The following is a 22,908-nucleotide window of genomic DNA, read 5'->3' on the forward strand; positions in this document are numbered from 1 at the left end:
CCCCTGGGGGGCGCGCGTAAGCGCGTAGGGGGGGTCTAGTTCTTGCTCTGGTCGACCAGCTTGTTCTTGCGGATCCAGGGCATCATTTCGCGCAGCTTGCCACCGACCTGCTCGATGTCGTGCTCGGCCGTCAGGCGGCGGCGCGACTTCAGCGTCGGGGCGCCGGCCATGTTCTCCAGCAGGAAGCTCTTGGCGTATTCGCCGGTCTGGATGTCCTTCAGGACGGCGCGCATGGCGTTCTTGGTGTCCTCGGTCACGATGCGCGGGCCGGTGACGTACTCGCCGTATTCCGCGTTGTTCGAGATCGAGTAGTTCATGTTCGCGATGCCGCCTTCGTAGATCAGGTCGACGATCAGCTTGAGCTCGTGCAGGCACTCGAAGTAGGCCATCTCGGGCGCGTAGCCGGCTTCCACCAGCGTCTCGAAGCCGGCCTTGATCAGTTCGACGGTACCGCCGCACAGCACGGCCTGCTCGCCGAACAGGTCGGTTTCGGTTTCTTCGCGAAAGTTGGTCTCGATGATGCCGGCACGGCCGCCGCCGTTGGCCATGGCGTACGACAGGGCGATGTCGCGGGCGGCGCCGGACTTGTCCTGGTACACGGCCACCAGGTGGGGCACGCCGCCGCCCTGGGTGTAGGTGGAGCGCACGGTGTGGCCGGGGGCCTTGGGAGCGACCATGATGACGTCCACGTCCTCACGGGGCACGACGGCGCCGTAGTGGACGTTGAAGCCGTGGGCGAAGGCCAGCACGGCGCCCTTCTTCATGTTGGGGCCGACGTTCTCGGCGTAGACCTTGGCGATGTTCTCGTCGGGCAGCAGGATCATGACGACGTCGGCTTCCTTCACCGCCTCGTTCACTTCCTTGACCGTCAGGCCGGCGTTGGCGGCCTTGTCCCACGAAGCCCCGCCCTTGCGCAGGCCGACCACGACCTTGACGCCGGAATCGTTCAGGTTCTGGGCATGGGCATGGCCTTGCGAGCCGTAGCCGATGATGGCGACGGTCTTGCCCTTGATCAGCGACAGATCACAATCTTTATCGTAGAAAACTTTCATGGATGCTCTCCAAAATTCAATCCAGAATCAATTCAAATTCAATCAAACACGTACCACCCCCACCTCGGCCCCGCGGGTGAACCCGAGAGACCAAGGGCACCGCGGATCCGGCTTTGCCGGTCCGCCAGTGCCGCCCCCTGGGGGGCGCGCGTCAGCGCGTAGGGGGGGACTACCAATCAGGGGGGTTAGATCTTCAATACCCGTTCGCCACGGCCGACGCCGCAACTGCCGGTGCGCACCGTTTCAAGGATGCTGGCGCGATCGAGCGCTTCGATGAACGCGTCGAGCTTGCCCTTGTCGCCGGTCAGCTCGACGGTGTAGCTCTTGTCGGTCACGTCGACGATATGGCCGCGGAAGATATCGACCATCCGCTTCATTTCCTCGCGCTCCTTGCCTACCGCGCGAACCTTGATCAGCATCAGTTCGCGTTCGATGTGGGGCGCCTCGGTCAGGTCCACCACCTTGACCACCTCGACCAGGCGGTTCAGGTGCTTGGTGATCTGCTCGATGACGTCGTCGGAGCCCGAGGTGACGATGGTCATGCGCGAAAGGGTGGCATCCTCGGTCGGGGCGACGGTCAGGGTCTCGATGTTGTAGCCGCGGGCCGAGAAAAGCCCGACCACCCGGGAAAGTGCACCGGCTTCGTTCTCCAGGAGCACGGATATGGCATGTCTCATGTGCGCTCCTTACAGGTCTTCGGAACCGAGCAGCATCTCGGTCAGGCCCTTGCCGGCCTTCACCATGGGCCACACGTTTTCCGTGCGGTCCGTGATGATGTCCAGGAACACCAGGCGTTTCTTGTGCGTGGTGAAGGCTTCGCGCAGCGCGCCCTCGACGTCGCGGGGGCTTTCGATGCGCATGCCGACGTGGCCGTAGGCCTCGACCAGCTTGACGAAGTCAGGCAGCGAATCCATGTACGACTCGGCATAGCGCGAGCCGTAGTCGATCTGCTGCCACTGGCGCACCATGCCCAGGTACCGGTTGTTCAGGCACAGGATCTTGGGGCTGAGGTGGTACTGCTGGCAGGTCGACAGCTCCTGGATGTTCATCTGGATCGAGCCTTCGCCGGTGATGACGGCGATGTCGGCATCCGGATGCATCATCTGCACGCCCATGGCGTACGGCAGGCCCACACCCATGGTGCCCAGGCCGCCGGAATTGACCCAGCGGCGCGGCTTGTTGAAGCGGTAGTACTGCGCGGCCCACATCTGGTGCTGGCCCACGTCCGAGGTCACGAAGGCCTCGCCGCGGGTGATCTCGCACAGCTTCTCGATCACGAACTGCGGCTTGATGACGTCATTGGAGGACGTGTACTTCAGGCACTCGCGCTCGCGCCAGGCGCCGATCTGCTTCCACCATCCGGCGATCTGCTCGGGATTGCGCCGGGTTTCCTTGAGCGAGGCCTCGACCTGCGCCAGGAAGTCCACCAGCACGTCCTTGACGTCGCCCACGATGGGCACGTCGACCTTCACGCGCTTGGAGATCGACGACGGGTCGATGTCGATGTGGACGATCTTGCGGGCGTTCTGCGCGAAATGCTTGGGATTGCCGATGACGCGGTCGTCGAAGCGGGCGCCGATGGCCACCAGCACGTCGCAGTGCTGCATCGCCATGTTGGCTTCGTAGGTGCCGTGCATGCCGGGCATCCCCACGAAGCGCCGGTCGTCCGCCGGGAACGCGCCCAGGCCCATCAGCGTGTTGGTGCAGGGCATGTCCAGCATCTGCACGAGCTTGGTCAGCTCGGGCGCAGCGTCGGACAGGATCACGCCGCCGCCGGTGTAGATCATGGGGCGCTCGGCCTGCAGCAGCAGCTGGACCGCCTTCTTGATCTGGCCCTGGTGCCCCTTCACGACGGGCGAGTAGGAACGCATCTTGATCTCGCCCGTCGGCGGGGTGTACTTCCCGCGGGCGATCGTGATGTCCTTGGGGATGTCGACCAGCACGGGGCCGGGACGGCCGGTGCGGGCGATGTAGAAGGCCTTGCGGATGACGTCCGCGAGGTCCTTGACGTCCTTGACCAGGAAGTTGTGCTTGACGCACGGCCGGGTGATGCCGACCGTGTCGGCTTCCTGGAAGGCATCCTGGCCGATGGCCGAGGTGGGCACCTGGCCGGTCAGCACCACCATGGGGATGGAGTCCATGTAGGCGGTGGCGATGCCGGTGACCGCGTTGGTCACGCCGGGACCGCTGGTGACCAGCGCCACGCCGACGCGGTTCGATACGCGCGAATACGCGTCCGCGGCGTGCACGGCTGCCTGCTCGTGACGCACCAGGATGTGCTTGAATCTGTCTTGCTTGAAGATCTCGTCGTAGATGTACAAGACCGAGCCGCCCGGATAGCCGAACACATGTTCGACCCCTTCGTCGGCCAGGGCGCGCACGACGATCTCTGCGCCTGTGAGTTCCATTAGATTTTCGTCCATTCAAGTTCGCGCTGACGCCCCGGGCGGTACTGCCTCAGGCAGGGAAACCAAACCTGCGCGGGCACCGGCAACATGCGGCGACGCTTCACGGTTCACGGAACCGTTCCACTCGCCCACCTTGCCGACCTCGCGCACGTTCACCGGAACGAGCACTGAAGGTTGAAACGGAAGGCCGGGACCGGACTGCCTTCGCCCTGGGGCTAAGGCCGCCACAACGCTTTTGGCGCGGGCCAGGCTTGGTTGACTGCACTGCATGACGCCGAAGGGTGCCTGGCGTCAGATGAAGCTCTCTGCCGTCGACTTTTGTAACGCTTTCGGCGAGCCCGCTAGGCTATCAGGAATGTTGCGATGCGGTCAAGGCTCACCGCAGTGACTGGGATTTTCCCCCGGGTCGCGGCCACGGGCGGACGGAGCCGGCCATGCTCGGTTATCGTAGCGCCCCATGAACGACACCCCTTCCGCCTCTCCCGCCCTCCAGGCCGCGCCGGGCCGCTGGCGCCGGTTCGCCTGCATGATGTATGAAGCCATCCTGCTGTTCGGGGTGGTGTTCGTGGCCGACTATCTGTTCGATACCCTGACCCAGAGCCGGCATGCGCTCATGCTGCGGCACGAGCGGCAGGCGTGGCTGTTCTGCGTCATCGGCGTCTATTTCGTGCTGTGCTGGCGGCTGGGTGGACAGACCCTGCCCATGAAGACCTGGCACATCCGGCTGATCGACGCCGGCGGCGGCCGCCCGCCGGTCTGGAAAGCCGTGCTGCGCTACGTCCTGGCCTGGCCCTTCACGCTGACCGGACTGGGTTTCGTCTGGACCTTCTTCGACCGCGACCGCCAGTTCCCCCACGATCGCATCGTCGGCACCCGGCTCGTCTCCACGCGGTGATCCGTCCCCGGCCAGGCGCCGGAAATCCGGCGCCTGGTGTTGCATTTTTCACGAAATCCCCGGCTTGCCGGCCACTGTTCAGCTATCTGTAAGCTCACGGCGCCTATCTTCCCTGGTCAACGAAGAATGCGAATCATTCTTCGTTAGAGTTTCATCTCATCTCACGAGGGCGGGGGCCAGACACCCCGCCCCGCATCCATGACGGGCCTCGCGCCCACCTTCGGGGGATTTCACGGTGATATCTACGAACCAGTTCCGGTTCAATACCCTGGCGGCCGCCATCAGCGCGCTCACGTTCGTGCCCGCCGCCCAGGCCCAGGCGCAGAGCGCCAACTCGGCCGACGCGCCCCGCACCAGCGGCCAGCTCGCGCCCATCACGGTGCGCGGCGAGGCCGAATCGGCGTACAAGGCCGACCAGTCCGCCTCGCAGAAATTCACCGCGCCGCTGCTGGACACGCCCAAGAGCGTCACCGTCATCCCTCAGGAAATCATCGAGAACACCGCGTCCACCACGCTGACCGAAGCGCTGCGCCTGACACCGGGCATCTCGTTCGGGGCCGGTGAAGGCGGCAACCCGCTGGGCGACCGGCCTTTCATCCGCGGCTACGACGCGCAATCGAGCACGTACATCGACGGCATGCGCGATATCGGCGCCGTGACGCGTGAAGTCTTCAACCTCGAACAGATCGAGGTCATCAAGGGACCGGACGGCGCCTACGGCGGCCGCGGCGGCGCGGGCGGCAGCATCAACCTGATCACCAAGACCCCCAAGGCCGAGAAGTTCACCAATGCCACGCTGGGCCTGGGCACGGACAACTACAAGCGCGCCACGGTCGACGGCAACTGGTTGCTGGGCGACAGCATGGCCTTCCGCCTGAATGCCATGGCGCACGACGCCGACGTCGCAGGCCGCAACGGCGTGGACGTATCCCGCTGGGGTATCGCGCCGTCGTTTACCTGGGGCTTGAACACCCCCACCCGCGTCACCCTCAGCTATTCGCACATCCAGACCGACGATACGCCGGACTCCGGCATCCCGTTCATGTACGGCAACCGGGTCCCGGCCGGCGTGACGGCGATCCGCCCCGTCACCGTCAACATGGACAACTTCTACGGCCTGAAAAGCGACTTCTACAAGACCCGCTCGGACGTTGCCACCGCCCGCGTCGAACACGACATCAGCAGCAACCTCACGGTACGCAACACGCTGCGCTACACGTCCGTGGACCAGCGCTACGTGTGGACCAACCCCGATGACAGCCAGGGCAACGTGAACGACGGCCGCGTCTGGCGCAACGCGAAGTCCCGCACCGGCGGCGTGCACACCATCGCCAACCAGACCGAACTGTTCGGCAAGGCCAACCTGGGCGGCTACGAGCACAGCTTCAACACCGGCATCGAGATCTCGCGCGAGAAATCGGACACCGGCTCGTACACCGTCGCGCGCACGCTGCCGAGCCCCAACAATACCGGAGCCGCGACTTGCGCTGCGGGCGTGGGCGCGCCGTCCGGCTACAACTGCACGGACCTCTACAACCCCAACCCCAACGATCCGTGGAACGGCTCGACGGTCGAAGGCCAGCGCAACAATCACTTCAAGGCCACCACCTTCTCGGTCTACGGCTTCGACACCATCAAGCTGAGCGAGAAGTGGCTGACCAACCTCGGCGCGCGCGTGGACAACTACAAGACCGGCCTGGTCAGCCCGACCGCCGACGTGGGCCGCAGCGACACGCTGTTCAACTACCAGCTGGGCCTGATCTACAAGCCGGCCAAGAACGGCAGCGTCTACGTGTCGTACGGCACGTCGTCGACGCCGGCGAACTCCACCCTGGGCCAGGGCTCGGAATCCCAGGGCATCGTCCCGGGACGCAACGGCGTGGGCGTCAACGCCAAGGACATGGCTCCGGAGAAGAACCGTTCGCTGGAAGTCGGCACCAAGTGGAACGTGCTGGACAACCGCCTGGCGCTGTCCGGGGCGATCTTCCGCATCGACACCACCAACGCCCGCGTGACCCAGCCCGACGGCACCTACGCCATGGCCGGCAACCGCCGCATCAACGGCTTCGAAATCGGTGCCTCGGGCAACATCACCAAGGCCTGGCAAGTGTTCGGCGGCTACACGTTCCTGGACAGCGAAGTCCGCGACCTGGGCCGGGACACCGCCGCCGCCAGCGGCCAGGCGTTCCCCAACACGCCCAAGCACACGGCCACGCTGTGGACCACGTATGCCATCAACAGCGACTTCTCGATCGGCGGCGGCGTGTTCATCTCCAGCAAGCAATACGGTTCTAACGCGGCGGTGCGCCGCTACATCCCCGGCTACACCCGCTTCGACGCGATGGCGGCCTACCGGATCAACCGCAACGTCAGCCTGCAGCTGAACCTGATGAACCTGACCGACAAGCGCTACTTCACCACGACCTACTCGACCCACTACGCGTCGGTCGGCGCCGGCCGCGCCGCGATCCTGAACCTCAACTTGAAGTATTGACCCCCCCTACGCGCTTACGCGCGCCCCCCAGGGGGCGGCACTGGCGGACCGGCAGAGCCGGATCCGCTGTGCCCTGGGGGACTAATAGGCTGGCGGGGGGCGGCTATTCTGCGTGTCCTGGTTGGCCTGTGGGAGGTGCCTTGCGTGAGCAAGGCGCCTCTTTTCTTTTCCGCCCTACCCCGCTCCATGTGAGCCACGCTTCGCGACGTTGCAGGCCGTGTCCGGGGGCGCGGGGCCGGATGGGGCGCATTGGAGCCGCCGGCGTTCAGGTGCTTGGCGGGGAAGCAAGGGCGCAGCTGTCTGAGCGCGGCAGTAGGCACAGTCCGGGGGACTGTGCCCGCCCGAGTTCTGCGCCCGCCCCGCCAAGCACCTGAACGCCGGGAAGTCCTGGCCAAAGGCCAGGACCGGCTCCGTTGCGCCCCATGCGGCCCCGCGCCTCCGGACACGGCCGTGTTTGGAACCCAAGTTCTTGATGCACAATCCCATGAGTCCCATCAACACCCTAAAAAACATGGAGCCCATCTCTCCACAGCAACTGAACGCCGCCACCGCCGACGACCTGGCCGAGATCCTGCGCGGCCCGCGCGAGCGCGCCGCGGCCTGGGTGCGGGCGGCGGCTGAAGGCGGTGTCGTCGAGGCGCAGGCGGTGTTCGGACAGATGCTGCTGGACGGCCAGGGCCTGCCCGTCGATCGGAAACAGGCCGTGTACTGGTTCAAGCGTGCCGCCGACGCCGACCACCCCATGGCCATGAACATGCTCGGCCAATGCCACCACCACGGCTGGGGCGTGCCCGTCAACCTCGTGCTGGCGGCCTACTGGTACCGGCTGGCCGCGCAACAGGGGCTGGACTGGGGCATGTACAACTATGCGACCGCCCTGGCGCTGGGCGAGGGTGTTGCCGCGGACCGGGCGCAGGCGCTGGCGTGGTTCGAAAAGGCGGCGGCCCTGGGCCATGCCAAGTCGATCAATATCATCGGCGGCTTCCACGAGGACGGCTGGGAAGTGCCCGTCGACAGGCAACAGGCGTTCGAACACTACCGGCGCGCGGCCGAGGGCGGCGACTTCCGCGGACAGTTCAACTATGCGCGCCTGCTGATCGAGCGTGGCCAGATCGACGCCGCGCTGCCCTGGCTGGATCGTGTGCCCGAGACCGCCACGGCGGCCTTTCTCGCCAAGGCCTGCGCTTTCCTGGAACAGGCGGCCGATGCGCGGGTACGCGCCAAGGCCGCCGAACTGGCCGCGCGCGCGGCCACGCGAGGTCCGGCCGCATGATGGCATGGGCCATGCGCGGGTTCACGCTCGGCGTGGCGATCCTGGTGGCCCTGACCTCCTGGGCGCTGTCGGCATGGCTGCCCTGGCCCGCGGCCCTGCTGACCGCGCTCCTGCTGGCCGTCGTCATCCACGCGGCGATCGTCGCCCTGGGCTTCGCGCTGGCCCGGCTGCTGACCGATCGCACCGGCCCCGCCGGCCCGCCCGGCTGGCTGGCCGCCATGCCCGAGGAAATCTACCTGTCCCTGCGCAACATGTACCTCGACATCCCGTGGCGGCACCGCTGGCCCATCCGCGTGCCGGCCCGCCCCCGGGGCGCCGTGCTGCTGGTGCACGGCTACGGCTGCAATCGGGGCATCTGGCGCGACTTCGATACCTGGCTGGCCGCGCGCGGCTGGATCGTCGCCGCGCTGGACCTGGAACCTCCGCGGGCCGGCATAGACGGATTCGGCGCGCAGGTGGCCGCCGAGGCCGCCGCGCTGGCGCTGCGCGCGGGCCACGAGCGCGTGACCGTGATCGCCCACAGCATGGGCGGCCTCGCGGCGCGGGCCGCGCTGCGCATCGCGCCCGACGCGCCCATCGGCCACGTCATCACGCTGGGCACGCCGCACCGGGGTACCTGGCACGCGCGCTTCGGACGCGGCTTGTGCGCGGCCCAGATGCTGCCCGACAGCCCGTGGCTGTGCGACCTGCAGACCGCCGAGACACCGGCCGTGGCCAGCCGCTGCACCTGCATCGCCTCGCACCACGACAACATCGTCTGCCCGGTCGACCGCGCCCTGCTGCCGGGTGCAGCGGCCTATCTCGTGGTCGCCCGCGTCGGGCACATGGCCCTTGCCCATGACGCCGGTGTGCGGGCCTTCGTCGAAGAGCGCCTGGACGCCCTGCACGCTTCGGACACGGCGAAAAGCGACGCGGCCTGACAACGGTCCCGCACCGTCACAAACACGTCATCGCGGCATGTTTCCATTCATTCCATGGAAACATCCTCCCGGCCAGCGTGACGACATCGCCCTCCACCCAATGGCGCACCATCTGGATCTCGGATCTGCATCTGGGAACCGCCGGCTGCAACGCCAGCCACTTGCTGGACTTCCTCAAGCACAACGAGGCCGAGACCCTCTACCTGGTCGGCGACATCATCGACGGCTGGCAGCTTCGCAAAAGCTGGACCTGGCCGCAGGCCCACAACGACGTGGTGCAGAAAGTATTGCGCAAGGCGCGCAAGGGCACGCGGGTCATCTTCATTCCCGGCAACCACGATGAATTCGCCCGCCAGTTCATCGGCTACGCCTTCGGCGACATCCAGGTCCAGGAAGACGCGGTCCACGTCACGGCCGACGGCAAGCGCCTGTGGGTCACCCACGGCGACCAGTTCGACGGCGTGATCCAGCACAGCAAGTGGCTGGCCCACCTGGGCGATACGCTCTACACCTTCGCGCTATGGCTCAACCTGCACTTCAACCGCGTGCGCCGCCGGCTGGGGCTGCACTACTGGTCGCTGTCGCAATACCTGAAGCACAAGGTGAAGAACGCCGTGTCCTTCATCACCAACTTCGAGGACGTGCTGGTCAACGAGGCCAGGCGCCAGGGCTACGATGGCGTCGTGTGCGGCCACATCCACAAGCCGGAAATCCGGCATGTGGACGGGGTGCTGTACTGCAATGACGGGGATTGGGTGGAAAGCCTGTCGGCCCTGGTCGAGGACGAGCACGGCCAGTTGCGGCTCGTGTACTGGACCCACCTGACCGACGCGGGCGAGCCGGCGGCGGTGAAGTCCAAGCGGCGCCGGCCGCTGGAGCTGCCTGCGCTTCCTTCGGCGCTGGCGCCCCGCCCCGCTTCCCAGCCGGCGCGCGAAAGCTCGCAGACCGAGACGGCCGACGTCTGAGCCGCCCGGGCGCGGCGGCTAGCGCCGGCGTCCCAGCACGATCACCGCGGCGCCGACCACGATGGCGGCCACGCCGGCCCAGGTGGGAATGGGAACCGTCTTACGGGTATCGGCCGTGGCCTCGACCGGACCGACCTTGAGCAGCGTTTCTTCCGACGTGTACGAAAAACTCTTGTAGCCCAGCGCGACCACGCCCAGCACGATCAGCAGCAGGCCGATGATGACGGATGCCTTCATATCTCCCCCTTCGGTGATGTGACGGCATCAAGATAACCGATGCCCGGCCGCCACGGTGGAGCGGCTAGCAATTCCTTACCTCTGGCCGCCCGCTTCCCCTGCCCTTGTCGATATGGCGGCTATTCGCCCCGGATCGGTGCAAAACTTTTATAATTAGTAATCGTTTTCATTTTCTTCTACCAACCGAGCACATGGCTATCCGCCTCTCCGAGCTACCTTATGGCCATGACGCCGCCGTCAACGCCGTCGAAGACGCCGCCCCGGCGGACCCCATCGCCGTGCGCCTGCGCGACCTGGGCTTCGTGGCGGGCGAGCGCGTGCGCATCGTGGCGCGCGGCCCGATCGGGGCCGATCCCCTGCTGATCCAGATCGGTTTCACCCGTTTCGCCCTGCGCCGCTCCGAAGCCGCGCGGGTCCTGGTCGAACCGCTCGCCTCCTGAATCCCGATGTCCACCACTACCTTGTCCAATCTGCGCGTTGCCCTGGTCGGCAACCCGAACTGCGGAAAGACCGCCCTGTTCAACCTGCTGACGGGCAGCCGCCAGAAGGTGGCCAACTACGCCGGCGTCACCGTCGAGCGCAAGGAGGGCAGGCTGGTCACGCCCTCGGGCCTGCAGGTCAGCGTGCTGGACCTGCCCGGCGCCTACAGCCTGCATGCCACGAGCCCGGACGAAGCCATCACCCGCGACGTCTGCATGGGCAACTTCGCCGGCGAGCGCCGTCCGGACCTGCTGGTGGCCGTGGTGGACGCGACCAACCTGCGCCTGCACCTGCACTTCGTGCTGGAACTGCAGCGGCTCGGGCTGCCCATGGTCCTGGCGCTCAACATGGTGGACGCCGCCGCCAAGCGCGGCATCCGGATCGACCGCGACAAGCTCCAGCAGGCGCTGGGCATCCCCATCGTCGAAACCATCGCGATCAAGCGCGACGGCGCGGCGCAGCTGCTGGCGCGCATCGACGGCGACATGCCCGCCGCGCCGCCCGCGCTGCCCGCCGGCGCCGACCTGCACCAGGCGGTCAACGGGCTGCTGAGCGAGGCCGTGTCGATGCCGCGGCGCACCGCCGCCATCGACGACGCCATCGACCGCTGGGTCCTGCACCCCGTGCTGGGGCTGGTCACGCTGGCCATCGTCATGTTCCTGATGTTCCAGGCCGTGTTCTCGTGGGCCGAGCCGCTCATGGACCTGATCGAGACGTCGGTCTCGTCCCTGGGCGCCTGGGTGGGCCAGACGCTGCCCGAAGGCATGCTCAACAGCCTGCTGGTGGACGGCATCATCGCCGGCGCCGGCAGCGTGCTGGTGTTCCTGCCGCAGATCCTGTTCCTGTTCTTCTTCATCCTGCTGCTGGAAGAGTCGGGCTATCTGCCGCGCGCCGCCTTCCTGCTGGACCGCATGATGGTGGGCGCCGGCCTGACCGGCCGCTCCTTCATCCCGCTGCTGTCGAGCTTCGCCTGCGCGATCCCGGGCATCATGGCCACGCGCACCATCCAGGACCCGCGCGACCGGCTGGCCACTATCCTGGTCGCGCCGCTGATGACCTGCTCGGCGCGCCTGCCGGTCTACACGCTGCTGATCGGCGCCTTCATTCCCAGCCGGACGGTGCTCGGCATCTTCAACCTCCAGGGCGTCACGCTGTTCGCGCTGTATGTGGCCGGCATCGTCAGCGCCCTGGTGGTGTCCTGGGTCATGAAGCTGCTGCGCCGCGACGCCACGGAGCATTCGCTGCTGCTGGAACTGCCCTCCTACCGCATCCCCAACCTGCGCGACGTGGCCACCGGGCTGGTCGAGCGGGCACGCATCTTCCTGGCGCGCGTGGGCGGCATCATCATGGCGCTGACCGTGCTGATCTGGTTCCTGTCCAGCTTCCCCGGCCCGCCCGAGGGCGCCACCGGCCCGGCCATCGAGTACAGCTTCGCCGGCCGCATCGGGGAAGCCCTGCAGACCGTGTTCGCGCCCATCGGCTTCAACTGGCAGATATCGATCGCGCTGATCCCCGGCCTGGCCGCGCGGGAAGTCGCGGTGGGCGCGCTGGCCACGGTGTACGCGCTGTCGGCCGCCGACGACGACGCGGCCTCGACCATGCTGACGCCGCTGATCGCCGCCCAATGGCCGCTGGCGACCGCGTTCTCGCTGCTGGCCTGGTTCATCTTCGCGCCGCAATGCCTGTCGACGCTGGCCGTGATCCGGCGCGAAACGAATTCCTGGAAGGTGGTCGCGCTGACCGCGGGCTACCTGTTCGGGCTGGCTTACATCGCATCCTTCATCACCTACCAGGTGACGAGGCTGCTGACCTGATTCCGGGAGGCTTCCGTGAGCGCCTATTCCCTGTTCGAAATGACGCTGGTGGCGCTGATCGTCGCCGCCTGCGTGATCAAGGCCTTCGGCCGGTTCGCGCCCAAGACGCGCATGCGCATGCAGTCCTGGCTCGCGCGCCGCATGGACCGTCCGGGCCAGGCCGCCTGGGTGCGGAAGCTGGGCAGGAGCCTGGGCGCCGCGACGCCCGATGCGGGATGCGGCAGCGGCTGCGGAACATGCGGAACCTGCGGCCCCGGCGAAACCAAGACCATCCAGGTCCACGCCAGGAAATAAGGCCGCGACGAAGCCGGGCGTCAGCCTCGCGGCGCCTCGAGCTTCAGGTCGAACAGGCTCGTGGCCGTCAACTCCAGGACCTCCTTGCCGTCCTGGTTCAACAGATGCCAGCGCCACCGCAGCACGCCCAGTTCGGGCCGGCTGCGCGAAGTCCGCACTTCCAGCACCTCGGCGCGCAGTCGCAATTCGTCTCCCGACATGACCGGATGGGGCCAGCGGACCTCCTCCACGCCCGGCGACGCGAACGACTCGGAGTCGTGCAGCACGGCCCTGACCGCCAGCTCCATCGCGATGCCGCAGGTCTGCCATCCGCTGGCGATCAGCGCCCCGAACCGGCCCTTGCCCGCCGCCTTGCCGTCCACATGGAACCACTGCGGATCGTAGCTGCGCGCGAACGCCAGCATCTCCGTTTCCTCGATCCGCCGGGGGCCGGCTTCGATGATCATGCCGGGCTGGAAATCGGCAAACTTCATTGGGTCGTTCTCCTGGTCGTGGACGCGCCGAAACGCGGCGGCCGCTTTTCGCTCAATGCCGCGAGCCCCTCGCGCGCGTCGGCCCCCGCGAATCCCATGATCTCCATCGCCAGGGAATGCTCGAAGGCCGGCCAGGCGGCGCGCAGCCAGTGATTCAGGCTGCGCTTGGTCCAGGCCAGCGCGGTAGGGCTGCCAGCGGCGAGTTGCGCGGCGATGCCCCGCGCCGTGGACAGCAGCTCGGCATCGTCCACGCACAGGCTGACCAGCCCGATGCGTTCGGCCGCTTCGCCGTCCAGGGGCGCGCAGGTCAGCAGATGGTACTTGGCCTTGGCCATGCCGCAAAGCAGCGGCCAGATGATGGCCGCGTGATCGCCCGCCGCCACGCCCAGCTTGGTGTGGCCGTCGATCAGCTTGGCTCTTCTGGCTGCGACGGACACGTCGGCCAGCAGGGCCAGCACGGCGCCGGCCCCCACCGCCGCGCCGTTGATGGCGGACACCACGGGCAGGTCGCAGTCGATCATGCCCTGGACGATGTCGCGCGCCTCGCGCATGACGCGCAGCCGGTCGCTCTCGTGTTCCAGCATGCCCTGCACCAGTTCCATGTGTCCGCCGGCGCAGAACCCCTTGCCCTCGCTGCGTACCAGGACACAGCGCACGCCCGGTTCGCGCGCCAGGCGCGGCCAGACGGCGGCGAGTTCGGCGTGGCCGTCGGCGCCCAGCGCCGGCATGCCGCCCGCCGGCCCCAGCACGAGTTCGGCCACGCCGTCGTCGGCGAGGTCGATGCGGAAATCCTGGGTTTCTACGGCTAGGGAACGAGGCATCGCGGCTCTCCTTGGAGACGGTGGGATCGTGGACATGCAAGAACGGCGGTCCGGCGGACCGCCGTGCGCGGAAGCTGGCGGCCCTGCCTGACTATTGCCGGATCCAGGCCGCGGGCCGTTTGGCCAGGAAGGCGGCGAATCCCTCGCGCGCCTCGTCCGTGCCCCGCACCCGGCTGATCGTGCGAGCCGTCAGCTCGCGCACCTCGGGGGTGACGGGACCGACCTCCAGCCGTCCGAACAAGGCCTTGATCTCGGCCAGCGCATGCGGACCATTGGCCAGCAGTTCGGCCACGATCGCCTGCACCGCGGCATCCAGGCCGGCGGCGTCGACCACCTGCTGCACCATACCCATGTGCAGCGCCGTCTGCGCGTCGATGCGCGCGGCGGTCAGCGCCAGGCGCAAGGCATGGCGCTTGCCCACCGCATTGACGAGATAGGGGCTGATGACGGCGGGCAGGATGCCGAAGCGGGCCTCGCTGGCGGCAAAACGGGCATCGCTGCTGGCCACCGCCATGTCGCACGCGCAGGCCAGCCCCACGCCGCCGCCCAGCGCCACGCCATGGACGCGGGCGATCGTCGGCTTGGGACAGGAGGCGATGGCATCGAGCATGGCGGCGAAGCGCCGCGCGTCCTCCAGGTTCCATTCCTCGCTGGCCTGGCTGGCGCGCTGCATCCACTGCAGGTCCGCGCCCGCGCTGAACGCCTTGCCTTCCCCGGAAAGCACGATCGCGCGCGTGGACGGATCGCCGCCCAGTTCGGCGAAGGCCTGCGCCAGTTCTTCGATCATCCGTTCGTCGAAGGCGTTGAAGACCTCGGGCCGCGCCATGCGCACATCGACCACGCCCGATTCGTTCCTGGTTATCCGAAGAGTATCCATGGGCGTTAGTAGGTTTCGAGATGCAGGCGGCCTTCGCGCTTGAGCGAACCCGAGATGGCCTCCCAGTTCAGCCCGGCCTGCAAGGCCACGTCGCGCAATGCGAGGACGACGCCCTCTTCCATGCTCTTGAGTCCACAGACATAGAAATGCGTATTGGCATCCTGCAGCAGCCCCGCCAGGTCGGCGGCGCGCTCGCGCATCAGATCCTGGACATAGCGCTTGGGCGCACCCGGCGCGCGCGAGAACGCCAGGTTGATGTCGATGAAATCCTTGGGCAGGCTCATCAGGGGACCGAAATAAGGCAGTTCTTCCTTGGTGCGGGCGCCGAAGAACAGCATCAGCTTGCCGCTCTCGAACCGCCCCTTTCCGCGCAGGCGGCGGCGCCACTCGGTCATGGCCCGCATGGGCGCGCTGCCGGTCCCGGTACAGATCATCACGATGTGCGAACGCGGATGGTTGGGCATCAGGAACGACGCGCCGAAGGGGCCGATGACCTGGACCTTGTCCCCCACCTTCAGGTCGCACACGTAATTCGAACAGAGGCCCTGCACCGGATTGCCTTGATGATCGGCCGTCACGCGCTTGACCGTCAGGGAAATGTTGTTGTAGCCGGGCCGCTCGCCGTTGCGGGGACTGGCGATGGAGTACTGGCGCGCGTGGTGCGCCTTGCCCTGGCCGTCGGTCCCCGGCGGCACGATGCCGATGGACTGCCCTTCCAGCACCGGAAACGGCAGCGAGCCGAAATCCAGCACGATGTGATGGGTCTCGTTCTGCGTGCCGGGCTCGTTGACGCGCACGTTGCCGACCACGGTGGCCGTGATCGGATTGCGCGGGCCATAAAGGTTCGTATAGGCATGGGCGGCCGACCACGGAGGCGTGGTGGCGCCATAGGCGCCCGAATTGAACGCCTCGTCGGCGCCAGGCGCAACGGGAAGCGGCGCCGCTTCCTGGACGGCCTCTTCCTCGATCGCTTCCGCGCCCGCCGCCGCCAGTTGATCGGGGGTAAGTTTGCCGGGCAGCTCGTCCCACGTGAACTGGTCCTCGATGCTGTAGGCGGCGGATTTCGGAACGGAACGCCAGTTGTCGATCGCCCCCGTGGGGCACGGCGGCACACAGGCCATGCAACTGTTGCATACGTCGGCCCGCACGACGTAGTTGTTGTCGTCGTGCGTGATGGCCCCGACGGGACACGTCGCTTCGCACGTGTTGCAGCGTATGCAGATTTCCGGGTCGATCAGGTGCTGCTTGATGACGACCGTCTGGACTGGCGTATCCATGATGGGGGCTTGCTCAGTTGAACCGGATGTACTCGAAATCCACCGGCTGGCGATTGATGCCCATGACCGGAGGCGCGATCCAGTTGGCGAACTTGCCCGGCTCGACCACGCGCCCCATCAACGAGGCGACGAAGGCGCGGTCTTCCGGCGTGGCCAGCCACTGGTCCTTCTTGGCGTCCCACTCGGCCTGCGACACGACCTGGCCCTCGGGCGAAACGCGCACGCCGGACAACGAACCGATCTGGCGGTTGAACGCCTTGTGCGGCACGGTCAGCCGCACGGGGATGCCGGCCTTCTCGATCACCTTGTTCCAGCGCGCCACGCCCGCCATCGAATCCTTGATGTAGTCGTCGCGCAGGACTTCGTTCAGGCCGTTCAGCATGGGGACGTCCTTCTCGACCAGCTTGCCGTCGCGCACTTCCAGCACCTTGTAGCTCTCGTTGCGCAGCTTGTGGTCGTCGGTACGCTTGCCCTCCTCGTAGCGCCCCTTCAGGCCGGAGCTGTAGAAGGCCGCGGCGTTGGAAGACTCGTCGGCGCCGAACAGGTCGATCGTGACACTGTAGTGGAAATTCAGGTAGCGCTGGATGGTGCCGAAATCGATCACGCCGGCCGCGCGGATGCGGGCGGGGTCGTCGGTCTTGAGCTGGTTCATCACCTCGCAGGTGCGCTGGATCACGCGCGAGACGCCCGACTCGCCCACGAACATGTGGTGCGCTTCCTCGGTCAGCATGAACTTGGTCGTGCGGGCCAGCGGATCGAAACCCGATTCGGCCAGCGCGCTCAACTGGAACTTGCCGTCGCGGTCGGTGAAATACGTGAACATGAAGAAGGACAGCCAGTCCGGGGTGCGCTCGTTGAAGGCCCCCAGTATGCGGGGGTTGTCCTGGTCGCCCGAGCGGCGATCCAGCAGCGCCTCGGCTTCCTCGCGGCCGTCGCGGCCGAAATAGCGGTGCAGCAGGTAGACCATGGCCCACAGGTGGCGGCCTTCCTCGACGTTGACCTGGAACAGGTTGCGCAGGTCGTACATGGACGGGGCGGTCAGCCCCAGGTGGCGCTGCTGCTCCACCGACGCCGGCTCGGTATCCCCCTGCGTGACGATGATGCGGCGCAGGTTGGCGCGGTGCTCGCCCGGAACGTCCTGCCACGCGGCCTCGCCCATGTGATCGCCGAAATGGATCTTGCGGTCCTTCTCGGCCGGGTTCAGGAAGATGCCCCAGCGGTAGTCGGGCATCTTCACGTGGCCGAACTGGGCCCAGCCCTGCGGATCGACGCTGATGGCGGTGCGCAGGTAGACGTCGTAGTTCGTGCTTCCTTCCGGACCGACGTCGCCCCACCAGCTCAGGAAGTTCGGCTGCCATTGTTCCAGCGCGCGTTGCAGCGTGCGGTCCTCCGACAGATTGACGTTGTTGGGAATCTTCTCGCTGTAGTTGATGCTGGACATGTCTCGACTCCGTTGGTCCGGACTGCGGGATGGTTACACTCGATTCAGATCGAAGGCCGCTTTCTCGCCCTTGCCGTACACCTTCAGGGCGCCCTTTTCCCCCACCGCGTTCGGACGGTTGAAGATCCAGTTCTGCCACGCGCTCAAACGGCCGAAAATCCGGGTTTCCATGGTTTCCTGGCTGGCGAAGCGCAGGTTGGCCTCCAGCCCGGTCAGGGCATCCGGCGACATGGCGGCGCGCTCCTCGATGGCGATGCGGATCTCGTCGGCCCAGTCGATGTCGTCCGGCGCCGCCGTCACCAGGCCCAGCGCGTAGGCCGCGTCCGCGTCCAGCGCCTGGCCGGCCCGGGCGCGCGCGGCGGCGAGCGGCTCGGCCTCTTCGTAGAACCGGCGGGCCAGGCGCGACTGGCCGTTGACCATCGGGTAGGTGCCGAAATTCAGTTCCGACAGCGTCAGCCGCGGCGCGCGGCCGGGTTCGTCGGGCAGCGCCAGCATGTAGGCGCGGTCGGCGGCGAAGGCCAGTTCGGCCAGCGTGCCGGCAAAGCATGAACCGGGTTCGATCAGCGCGAACAGCGAGCGGGACGAAACGTCCAGCCGAGCCAGCGTACGCCGCAGCAGGCCCGTGACCTCGCGCACGAACCAGTTCCCGGCATGCCGCTGGAGCGTGGCGTCGCAGGCCAGCACCCGGTCGGCATCGCCCTGGGTCTTGAGCAGCCAGGTGCCGATGTCCAGTTCGTTGGTGCGCATGTGCAGGATGGCGTCATCCAGTTCGCGCGCCATCGCCATCGGCCACCAATCCGCGCCGGCCGCCACGATGCCGTCCACGTCCTCGGGCTGCGCGGCATCCGGCGCCTTCACGGTGAACACGGCGCTGCGGTTGGCGCGGTCGATGCGCACGTCCACGTAGCGATAGCCCAGCGCATCGGCCTCCTCGGTGCGCTCGATGCGGGCCAGGGGCACACCGCGGGCGCCCGCAGGGCGATCGCTGGACTCGGCCAGCCGTTGCGCGCGCTCCTGTACCACCTGGGCGAACTGCGAAGGCTTGGGCGCGCAATCGACCAGCCGCCATTCCACCGCGCGCTGGCCCCGCACGCCTTCGCTGGTCGTGCAGAAAATGTCCGCCAGGTCATGGCGCACGTGGCGCTTGTCGGTGACGCGGGTCAGGCCGCCCGTACCGGGCAGCACGCCCAGCAGCGGCACCTCGGGCAGCGACACCGACGAGGACTTGTCGTCGATCAGCACCAGGTCGTCGCAAGCCAGCGCCAGTTCATAACCGCCGCCGGCGCAGGCGCCGTTGATGGCGGCCAGGAACTTCAACCCGGAATGGCGGCTGGAGTCCTCGATGCCGTTGCGGGTCTCGTTGGTGAACTTGCAGAAATTCACCTTCCAGGCGTGGCTCGACAGGCCCAGCATGAAGATGTTGGCGCCCGAACAGAAAATCCGGTCTTTCATGCTGGTAACCACCACCGTGCGCACTTCGGGATGCTCGAAACGGATACGGTTCAGGGCGTCGTGCAGCTCGATGTCCACGCCCAGGTCGTAGGAATTGAGCTTGAGCCGATACCCCGGCCGCAACCCGCCATCCTCGGCGATATCCAGGCCCAGCGTCGCCACCGGCCCCTCGAAACTCAGCTTCCAATGCCGGTACTGGGACGGATCCGTGCGGTAGTCCACCTTCCCGGCAGCCTGATCGGCCTGAACGACGTTGCTCATGACATCTCCTCGACGTTTATGCATCTTAGTGCATCAACCAGCTATTGAATGAAAGATAGTTCATGAACCCAAGCGCGTCAAGCCTCCGCCAACTAGGATCAACCCTGACGATTCAGAAAACCGAACCTCCCAAACCCAGACAACCGCCCCAGACCCAGGAAACCGCGGATCCGGCTCCGCCGGTCCACCGGTTTCGCCCCTACGGGGCCCGGCGCCGGGCCGACCCAAGGCGGGCCCCGGCCCCCCCTCGGGGGGCTGCCGCGTAGCGGCTGGGGGCTCACCATGCCGGGCGCGCGTCAGCGCGTAGGGGGGCTCTACTACATACTCCAGTCCACCATGCCCGCCGCATTGCGCACCAGCGAACGCAGGCCGGCAAAAGCCTCTTCAAGCGAATGGCCGCTGGTGTTGTAGCGGGCGTCGGCCTTGGCATAGAACGCCGCCCGCCCCGCCAGGATGCGCTTGAGGTCGTCCATGGCCTCGCGGCTGCCCGACATCGGGCGGAAATCGCCCTGCGCCACGACCCGGCGCATGTGGTCCTCGGGGTCGGCCTGCAGCCAGACCGTATAGCAGTGCGACAGCAGCAGATTGAAGGTCGAGACGTCCGACACCAGGCCGCCCGGCGTGGCGATCACGACCTCGGGATGGATCTGCACGGTCTCCTCCAGCGCCCGCCGCTCGTAGCGGCGATAGGCGTTGGCGCCGTACAGCGAATGGATCTCGACGATGCTGCAGCCGGCCACTTTCTCGATTTCCCGGCTCAGCTCGATGAAGGTGTAGCCCAGGTCCTCGGCCAGCATCCGCCCCAGCGTGGACTTGCCCGCCCCCCGCAGGCCGACCAGGGCGATGCGGGACAGGCGGGAATGATTGTCCCCGCGCGAGCCGAACATTTCCGTCAAGGTATTGCGGGCGCGATGCAGGTCCGCCTCGGAGCGGCCTTCCAGCAACTCGCGGATCAACAGCCATTCCGGACTGGTGGTGGTGACATCGCCCAGGATTTCGGCCAGCGAGCACTGCAAGGCCTGGGAAACCTGCAGCAGGATCAGGATGGAGGCGTTGCCCGTGCCCAGCTCCAGGTTGGCGAGATGCCTCTCGGAAATCCCGGCTGCCGAGGCCGTGGCCTTGCGGGTCAGGCCTCGCCTGGCCCGCAGCGTCCGTATTCGTTCTCCCAGCGTCACCAGAAAAGGCTCCTTGGCCGGCGCGTCGTTGGCCGCGGCCTGCCCCGCTTCGGAAACTGCCTCTTCTTTCATCGGACCTCACCCGCAAGATGATGCGCACCCCTGGGATTTACCCGCAGGATGCAGATTCTTTTTGACACGACCCAAGCATGCCGCGTATTGTCTCGACACATGAACATGCACGATACTTCATGATCAAGAATGCGGCGACATGAAGTTCAGTATGCCTGAGGAGACGAGTTCATGCGCGATTCATTTGAATCCCTGGTAAAGACGATAACCCAGTCCATTGCCGGCCGCCCCGTGGACGCCGCGCTCGAGGCCTACCTCAACCGCCAGCACGGCCCCGGCTCGGACTGGTTCCGCGACATGACCCGCGCCTGTGAAGCCGGCGTGGACGAGGGCTGGCTGTGCAACCGGGAAGCCGGCGGCGTGCGCTACGGCCGGGTGGTCAAGCCCGGGCCCGGCTCCGCCGGCTTCTCGGTGGACGTGGTCGACATGACCGACCTGGCCGGCCCCCACCACGTCCATCCCAACGGCGAAATAGACATGGTCATGCCCCAGACGGCCGGCGCCCGCTTCGACGGCACGCCGGCGGGCTGGAAGGTCTATCCGCCCGGCAGCGCCCATCGCCCCACCGTCGCGGGCGGCCGCGCGCTGGTCCTGTATCTGCTGCCCGACGGCGCCATCGAATTCACCCGATCATGAGCGAACTTCTTCCCAACCACCTGGCGGGCCGCTGGCAGACCGGCGGCGGCCCCGGCACACCGCTCTTCGACCCGGTGCTGGGCACCGAGCTGGTCCGCGTCTCGAACGCCGGACTGGACCTGGAAGCAGCCTATGCCTACGCCCGCGACGAAGGCGGCGCCGCGCTGCGCGCCCTGACCTATGCGCAGCGCGCGGGCCTGCTGTCCGGCATCGTGGACGTGCTCAAGGCCAACCGCGATCGCTACTTCGACATCGCGCTGGCCAACTCCGGCACCACGAGGCAGGACTCCGCCGTCGACATCGACGGCGCCATCTTCACGCTGGGCCAATACGCCCGCTGGGGCGCGTCGCTGGGCGGCACGCACTGGTTGCCGGATGGCGAGACCGTTCCCCTGGCCAAGGACGGCGCGTTCCGCAGCCGCCACGTGCAGGTGCCGACGCGCGGCCTCGCCCTGTTCATCAACGCCTTCAATTTCCCCGCCTGGGGCCTGTGGGAGAAAGCCGCGCCGGCGCTGCTCTCGGGAGTACCTGTCGTCGCCAAGCCGGCCACCGCCACCGCGTGGCTGACGCAGGCGATGGTCGCCGACGTGATCGCCGCGGGCATTCTGCCGGCCGGCGCCTTGTCCGTCGTCTGCGGCAGCGCGCAAGGGCTGCTGTCGCCCCTGCAGCCGTTCGACGTGGTGTCGTTCACCGGCTCGGCCGAGACCGCCTCGGCGATACGCTCGCACGATGCCGTCGTGCGCCGCTCGGTGCGAGTCAACATCGAGGCCGACAGCCTGAACAGCGCCCTGCTGCTGCCCGACGCGCAGCCCGGCTCCGAGGCCTTCGATCTGCTGGTACGCGAAGTGGTGCGTGAAATGACGGTCAAGTCGGGGCAGAAATGCACGGCCATCCGGCGCATCTTCGTTCCCGCGTCCTGTTACGCGGCAGCGGGCGAGGCCATCGCCGCGAAACTGTCGCGCATCACCGTGGGCAATCCGCGCAACGAAACGGTCCGCATGGGCGCGCTGGCCAGCCGCCAGCAATGGGAGAGCGTGCGGGCTGGCACCGCGGCCCTGCGCCGGCACGCGGACGTCCTGCACGACGGTTCGGCGGCCCCGCTGGTGGATGCCGACCCGGCCGTGGCCGCCTGTGTCGGCCCGACGCTGCTGGGCGCCGGCCGCCGCGAGGCCGCCTGCATCGTGCACGACACCGAGGTGTTCGGTCCGGTCGCCACGCTGCTGCCTTATGACGGATGGTCCGACGCGCTGGCCCAGATACGCCTGGGGCAGGGATCGCTGGTGGCCTCCCTCTACACGGCCGATACCGCGCGGGCCGCCGATGCGGCGCTGGCGCTGGCCGACAGCCATGGACGCGTGCACGTCGTGACTCCCGAGGTGGCAGCCGTCCATACCGGCCACGGCAACGTCATGCCCATGTCGCTGCACGGCGGCCCCGGCCGGGCCGGCGGCGGCGAGGAACTGGGCGGCTTGCGGGCCCTCGGCTTCTATCACCGCCGCGCCGCCGTCCAGGCCGCCGCCGCCGTGACGGACCTTCTGGACGGCACCGCGCCGGAGGGCGTCCCAGGACATTGACACGAGAGCCCGCCGGC

21 protein-coding genes are annotated in these 22,908 nt (G+C 67.3%); 10 read left to right on the top strand and 11 right to left on the bottom strand.

What is annotated here, in order from left to right; translation table 11 throughout:
- Nucleotides 1-35: 35 nt before the first annotated feature.
- The 3 genes from ilvC to CDO46_RS25570 form a co-directional block, all read right to left on the bottom strand.
- A complete protein-coding gene (gene ilvC, locus CDO46_RS25560) occupies nt 36-1,052 on the bottom strand; it encodes a ketol-acid reductoisomerase (protein WP_087841376.1) in 1,017 nt (338 codons plus the stop codon).
- Between the two features lie 185 nt (nt 1,053-1,237).
- Nucleotides 1,238-1,729 carry an acetolactate synthase small subunit gene (ilvN, locus tag CDO46_RS25565; protein WP_087841377.1) on the bottom strand — a complete coding sequence of 164 codons (492 nt, stop codon included), beginning with the start codon at nt 1,727-1,729 and terminating at the stop codon, nt 1,238-1,240.
- Between the two features lie 9 nt (nt 1,730-1,738).
- A complete protein-coding gene (locus tag CDO46_RS25570; RefSeq protein ID WP_087841378.1) occupies nt 1,739-3,460 on the bottom strand; it encodes an acetolactate synthase 3 catalytic subunit in 1,722 nt (573 codons plus the stop codon).
- A gap of 457 nt (nt 3,461-3,917) precedes the next feature.
- On the opposite strand from CDO46_RS25570, the gene CDO46_RS25575 reads away from it, so the two are divergent.
- From CDO46_RS25575 to CDO46_RS25595, 5 genes are all read left to right on the top strand, one after another.
- A complete protein-coding gene (locus tag CDO46_RS25575) occupies nt 3,918-4,355 on the top strand; it encodes an RDD family protein (protein ID WP_087841379.1) in 438 nt (145 codons plus the stop codon).
- Between the two features lie 235 nt (nt 4,356-4,590).
- A complete protein-coding gene (locus tag CDO46_RS25580; RefSeq protein ID WP_243724580.1) occupies nt 4,591-6,849 on the top strand; it encodes a TonB-dependent siderophore receptor in 2,259 nt (752 codons plus the stop codon).
- Between the two features lie 511 nt (nt 6,850-7,360).
- Entirely contained in the window at nt 7,361-8,122 is a 762-nt protein-coding gene (locus CDO46_RS25585) for a tetratricopeptide repeat protein (RefSeq protein ID WP_087841380.1), read from the top strand.
- Nucleotides 8,119-9,042: a triacylglycerol lipase gene (locus tag CDO46_RS25590; protein WP_087841381.1), complete on the top strand. Its 924-nt coding sequence runs from the start codon at nt 8,119-8,121 to the stop codon at nt 9,040-9,042. The genes CDO46_RS25585 and CDO46_RS25590 overlap by 4 nt, the downstream gene beginning before the upstream one ends.
- 77 nt (nt 9,043-9,119) lie before the next feature.
- Nucleotides 9,120-10,007, top strand: coding sequence for a UDP-2,3-diacylglucosamine diphosphatase (locus CDO46_RS25595; protein WP_176400848.1), 888 nt, complete (start codon nt 9,120-9,122; stop codon nt 10,005-10,007).
- 18 nt (nt 10,008-10,025) lie between these two features.
- Here CDO46_RS25595 and CDO46_RS25600 read toward each other — a convergent pair whose 3' ends face one another.
- Nucleotides 10,026-10,244: a hypothetical protein gene (locus tag CDO46_RS25600; RefSeq protein ID WP_087841383.1), complete on the bottom strand. Its 219-nt coding sequence runs from the start codon at nt 10,242-10,244 to the stop codon at nt 10,026-10,028.
- Between the two features lie 197 nt (nt 10,245-10,441).
- Here CDO46_RS25600 and CDO46_RS25605 point away from each other — a divergent pair, with 197 nt between their 5' ends.
- From CDO46_RS25605 to CDO46_RS25615, 3 genes are read left to right on the top strand one after another with little or no spacing between them, the layout of a single operon-like run.
- Nucleotides 10,442-10,684, top strand: coding sequence for a FeoA family protein (locus tag CDO46_RS25605; protein ID WP_087841524.1), 243 nt, complete (start codon nt 10,442-10,444; stop codon nt 10,682-10,684).
- Nucleotides 10,685-10,690: 6 nt separating this feature from the next.
- Entirely contained in the window at nt 10,691-12,538 is a 1,848-nt protein-coding gene (gene feoB, locus CDO46_RS25610) for a ferrous iron transport protein B (protein ID WP_087841384.1), read from the top strand.
- Between the two features lie 15 nt (nt 12,539-12,553).
- Nucleotides 12,554-12,832, top strand: coding sequence for a DUF6587 family protein (locus tag CDO46_RS25615; protein WP_087841385.1), 279 nt, complete (start codon nt 12,554-12,556; stop codon nt 12,830-12,832).
- A gap of 20 nt (nt 12,833-12,852) precedes the next feature.
- Here CDO46_RS25615 and CDO46_RS25620 read toward each other — a convergent pair whose 3' ends face one another.
- The 7 genes from CDO46_RS25620 to CDO46_RS25650 form a co-directional block, all read right to left on the bottom strand.
- Entirely contained in the window at nt 12,853-13,305 is a 453-nt protein-coding gene (locus tag CDO46_RS25620; protein WP_087841386.1) for a MaoC family dehydratase, read from the bottom strand.
- Nucleotides 13,302-14,126 carry an enoyl-CoA hydratase/isomerase family protein gene (locus CDO46_RS25625; RefSeq protein WP_087841387.1) on the bottom strand — a complete coding sequence of 275 codons (825 nt, stop codon included), beginning with the start codon at nt 14,124-14,126 and terminating at the stop codon, nt 13,302-13,304. The genes CDO46_RS25620 and CDO46_RS25625 overlap by 4 nt, the downstream gene beginning before the upstream one ends.
- A gap of 91 nt (nt 14,127-14,217) precedes the next feature.
- Nucleotides 14,218-15,003 carry an enoyl-CoA hydratase-related protein gene (locus CDO46_RS25630; protein WP_087841388.1) on the bottom strand — a complete coding sequence of 262 codons (786 nt, stop codon included), beginning with the start codon at nt 15,001-15,003 and terminating at the stop codon, nt 14,218-14,220.
- Between the two features lie 5 nt (nt 15,004-15,008).
- On the bottom strand, nt 15,009-16,280 hold the full coding sequence (boxA, locus tag CDO46_RS25635) for a benzoyl-CoA 2,3-epoxidase subunit BoxA (protein ID WP_087841389.1): 1,272 nt from the start codon (nt 16,278-16,280) through the stop codon (nt 15,009-15,011).
- A 13-nt stretch (nt 16,281-16,293) separates the two neighbouring features.
- The gene (gene boxB / locus CDO46_RS25640; RefSeq protein WP_087841390.1) at nt 16,294-17,721 is read right to left on the bottom strand and encodes a benzoyl-CoA 2,3-epoxidase subunit BoxB; all 1,428 of its coding nucleotides are present in this window, start codon (nt 17,719-17,721) and stop codon (nt 16,294-16,296) included.
- Between the two features lie 33 nt (nt 17,722-17,754).
- A complete protein-coding gene (gene boxC, locus CDO46_RS25645) occupies nt 17,755-19,434 on the bottom strand; it encodes a 2,3-epoxybenzoyl-CoA dihydrolase (RefSeq protein ID WP_087841391.1) in 1,680 nt (559 codons plus the stop codon).
- 317 nt (nt 19,435-19,751) lie between these two features.
- Nucleotides 19,752-20,681, bottom strand: a complete 930-nt coding sequence (locus tag CDO46_RS25650; protein WP_087841392.1) for a helix-turn-helix transcriptional regulator — start codon at nt 20,679-20,681, stop codon at nt 19,752-19,754.
- 171 nt (nt 20,682-20,852) lie between these two features.
- Here CDO46_RS25650 and CDO46_RS25655 point away from each other — a divergent pair, with 171 nt between their 5' ends.
- Nucleotides 20,853-21,317 (top strand): DUF4863 family protein, encoded by a 465-nt coding sequence (locus tag CDO46_RS25655; protein WP_087841393.1) that lies wholly within the window; start codon nt 20,853-20,855, stop codon nt 21,315-21,317.
- A complete protein-coding gene (locus CDO46_RS25660; protein ID WP_087841394.1) occupies nt 21,314-22,891 on the top strand; it encodes a 3,4-dehydroadipyl-CoA semialdehyde dehydrogenase in 1,578 nt (525 codons plus the stop codon). Before CDO46_RS25655 ends, CDO46_RS25660 begins: the two co-directional genes overlap by 4 nt.
- The last annotated feature ends 17 nt before the right edge of the window (nt 22,892-22,908 follow it).

Source organism: Pigmentiphaga sp. NML030171, from assembly GCF_002188635.1.
Taxonomy (GTDB): domain Bacteria; phylum Pseudomonadota; class Gammaproteobacteria; order Burkholderiales; family Burkholderiaceae_B; genus Pigmentiphaga; species Pigmentiphaga daeguensis.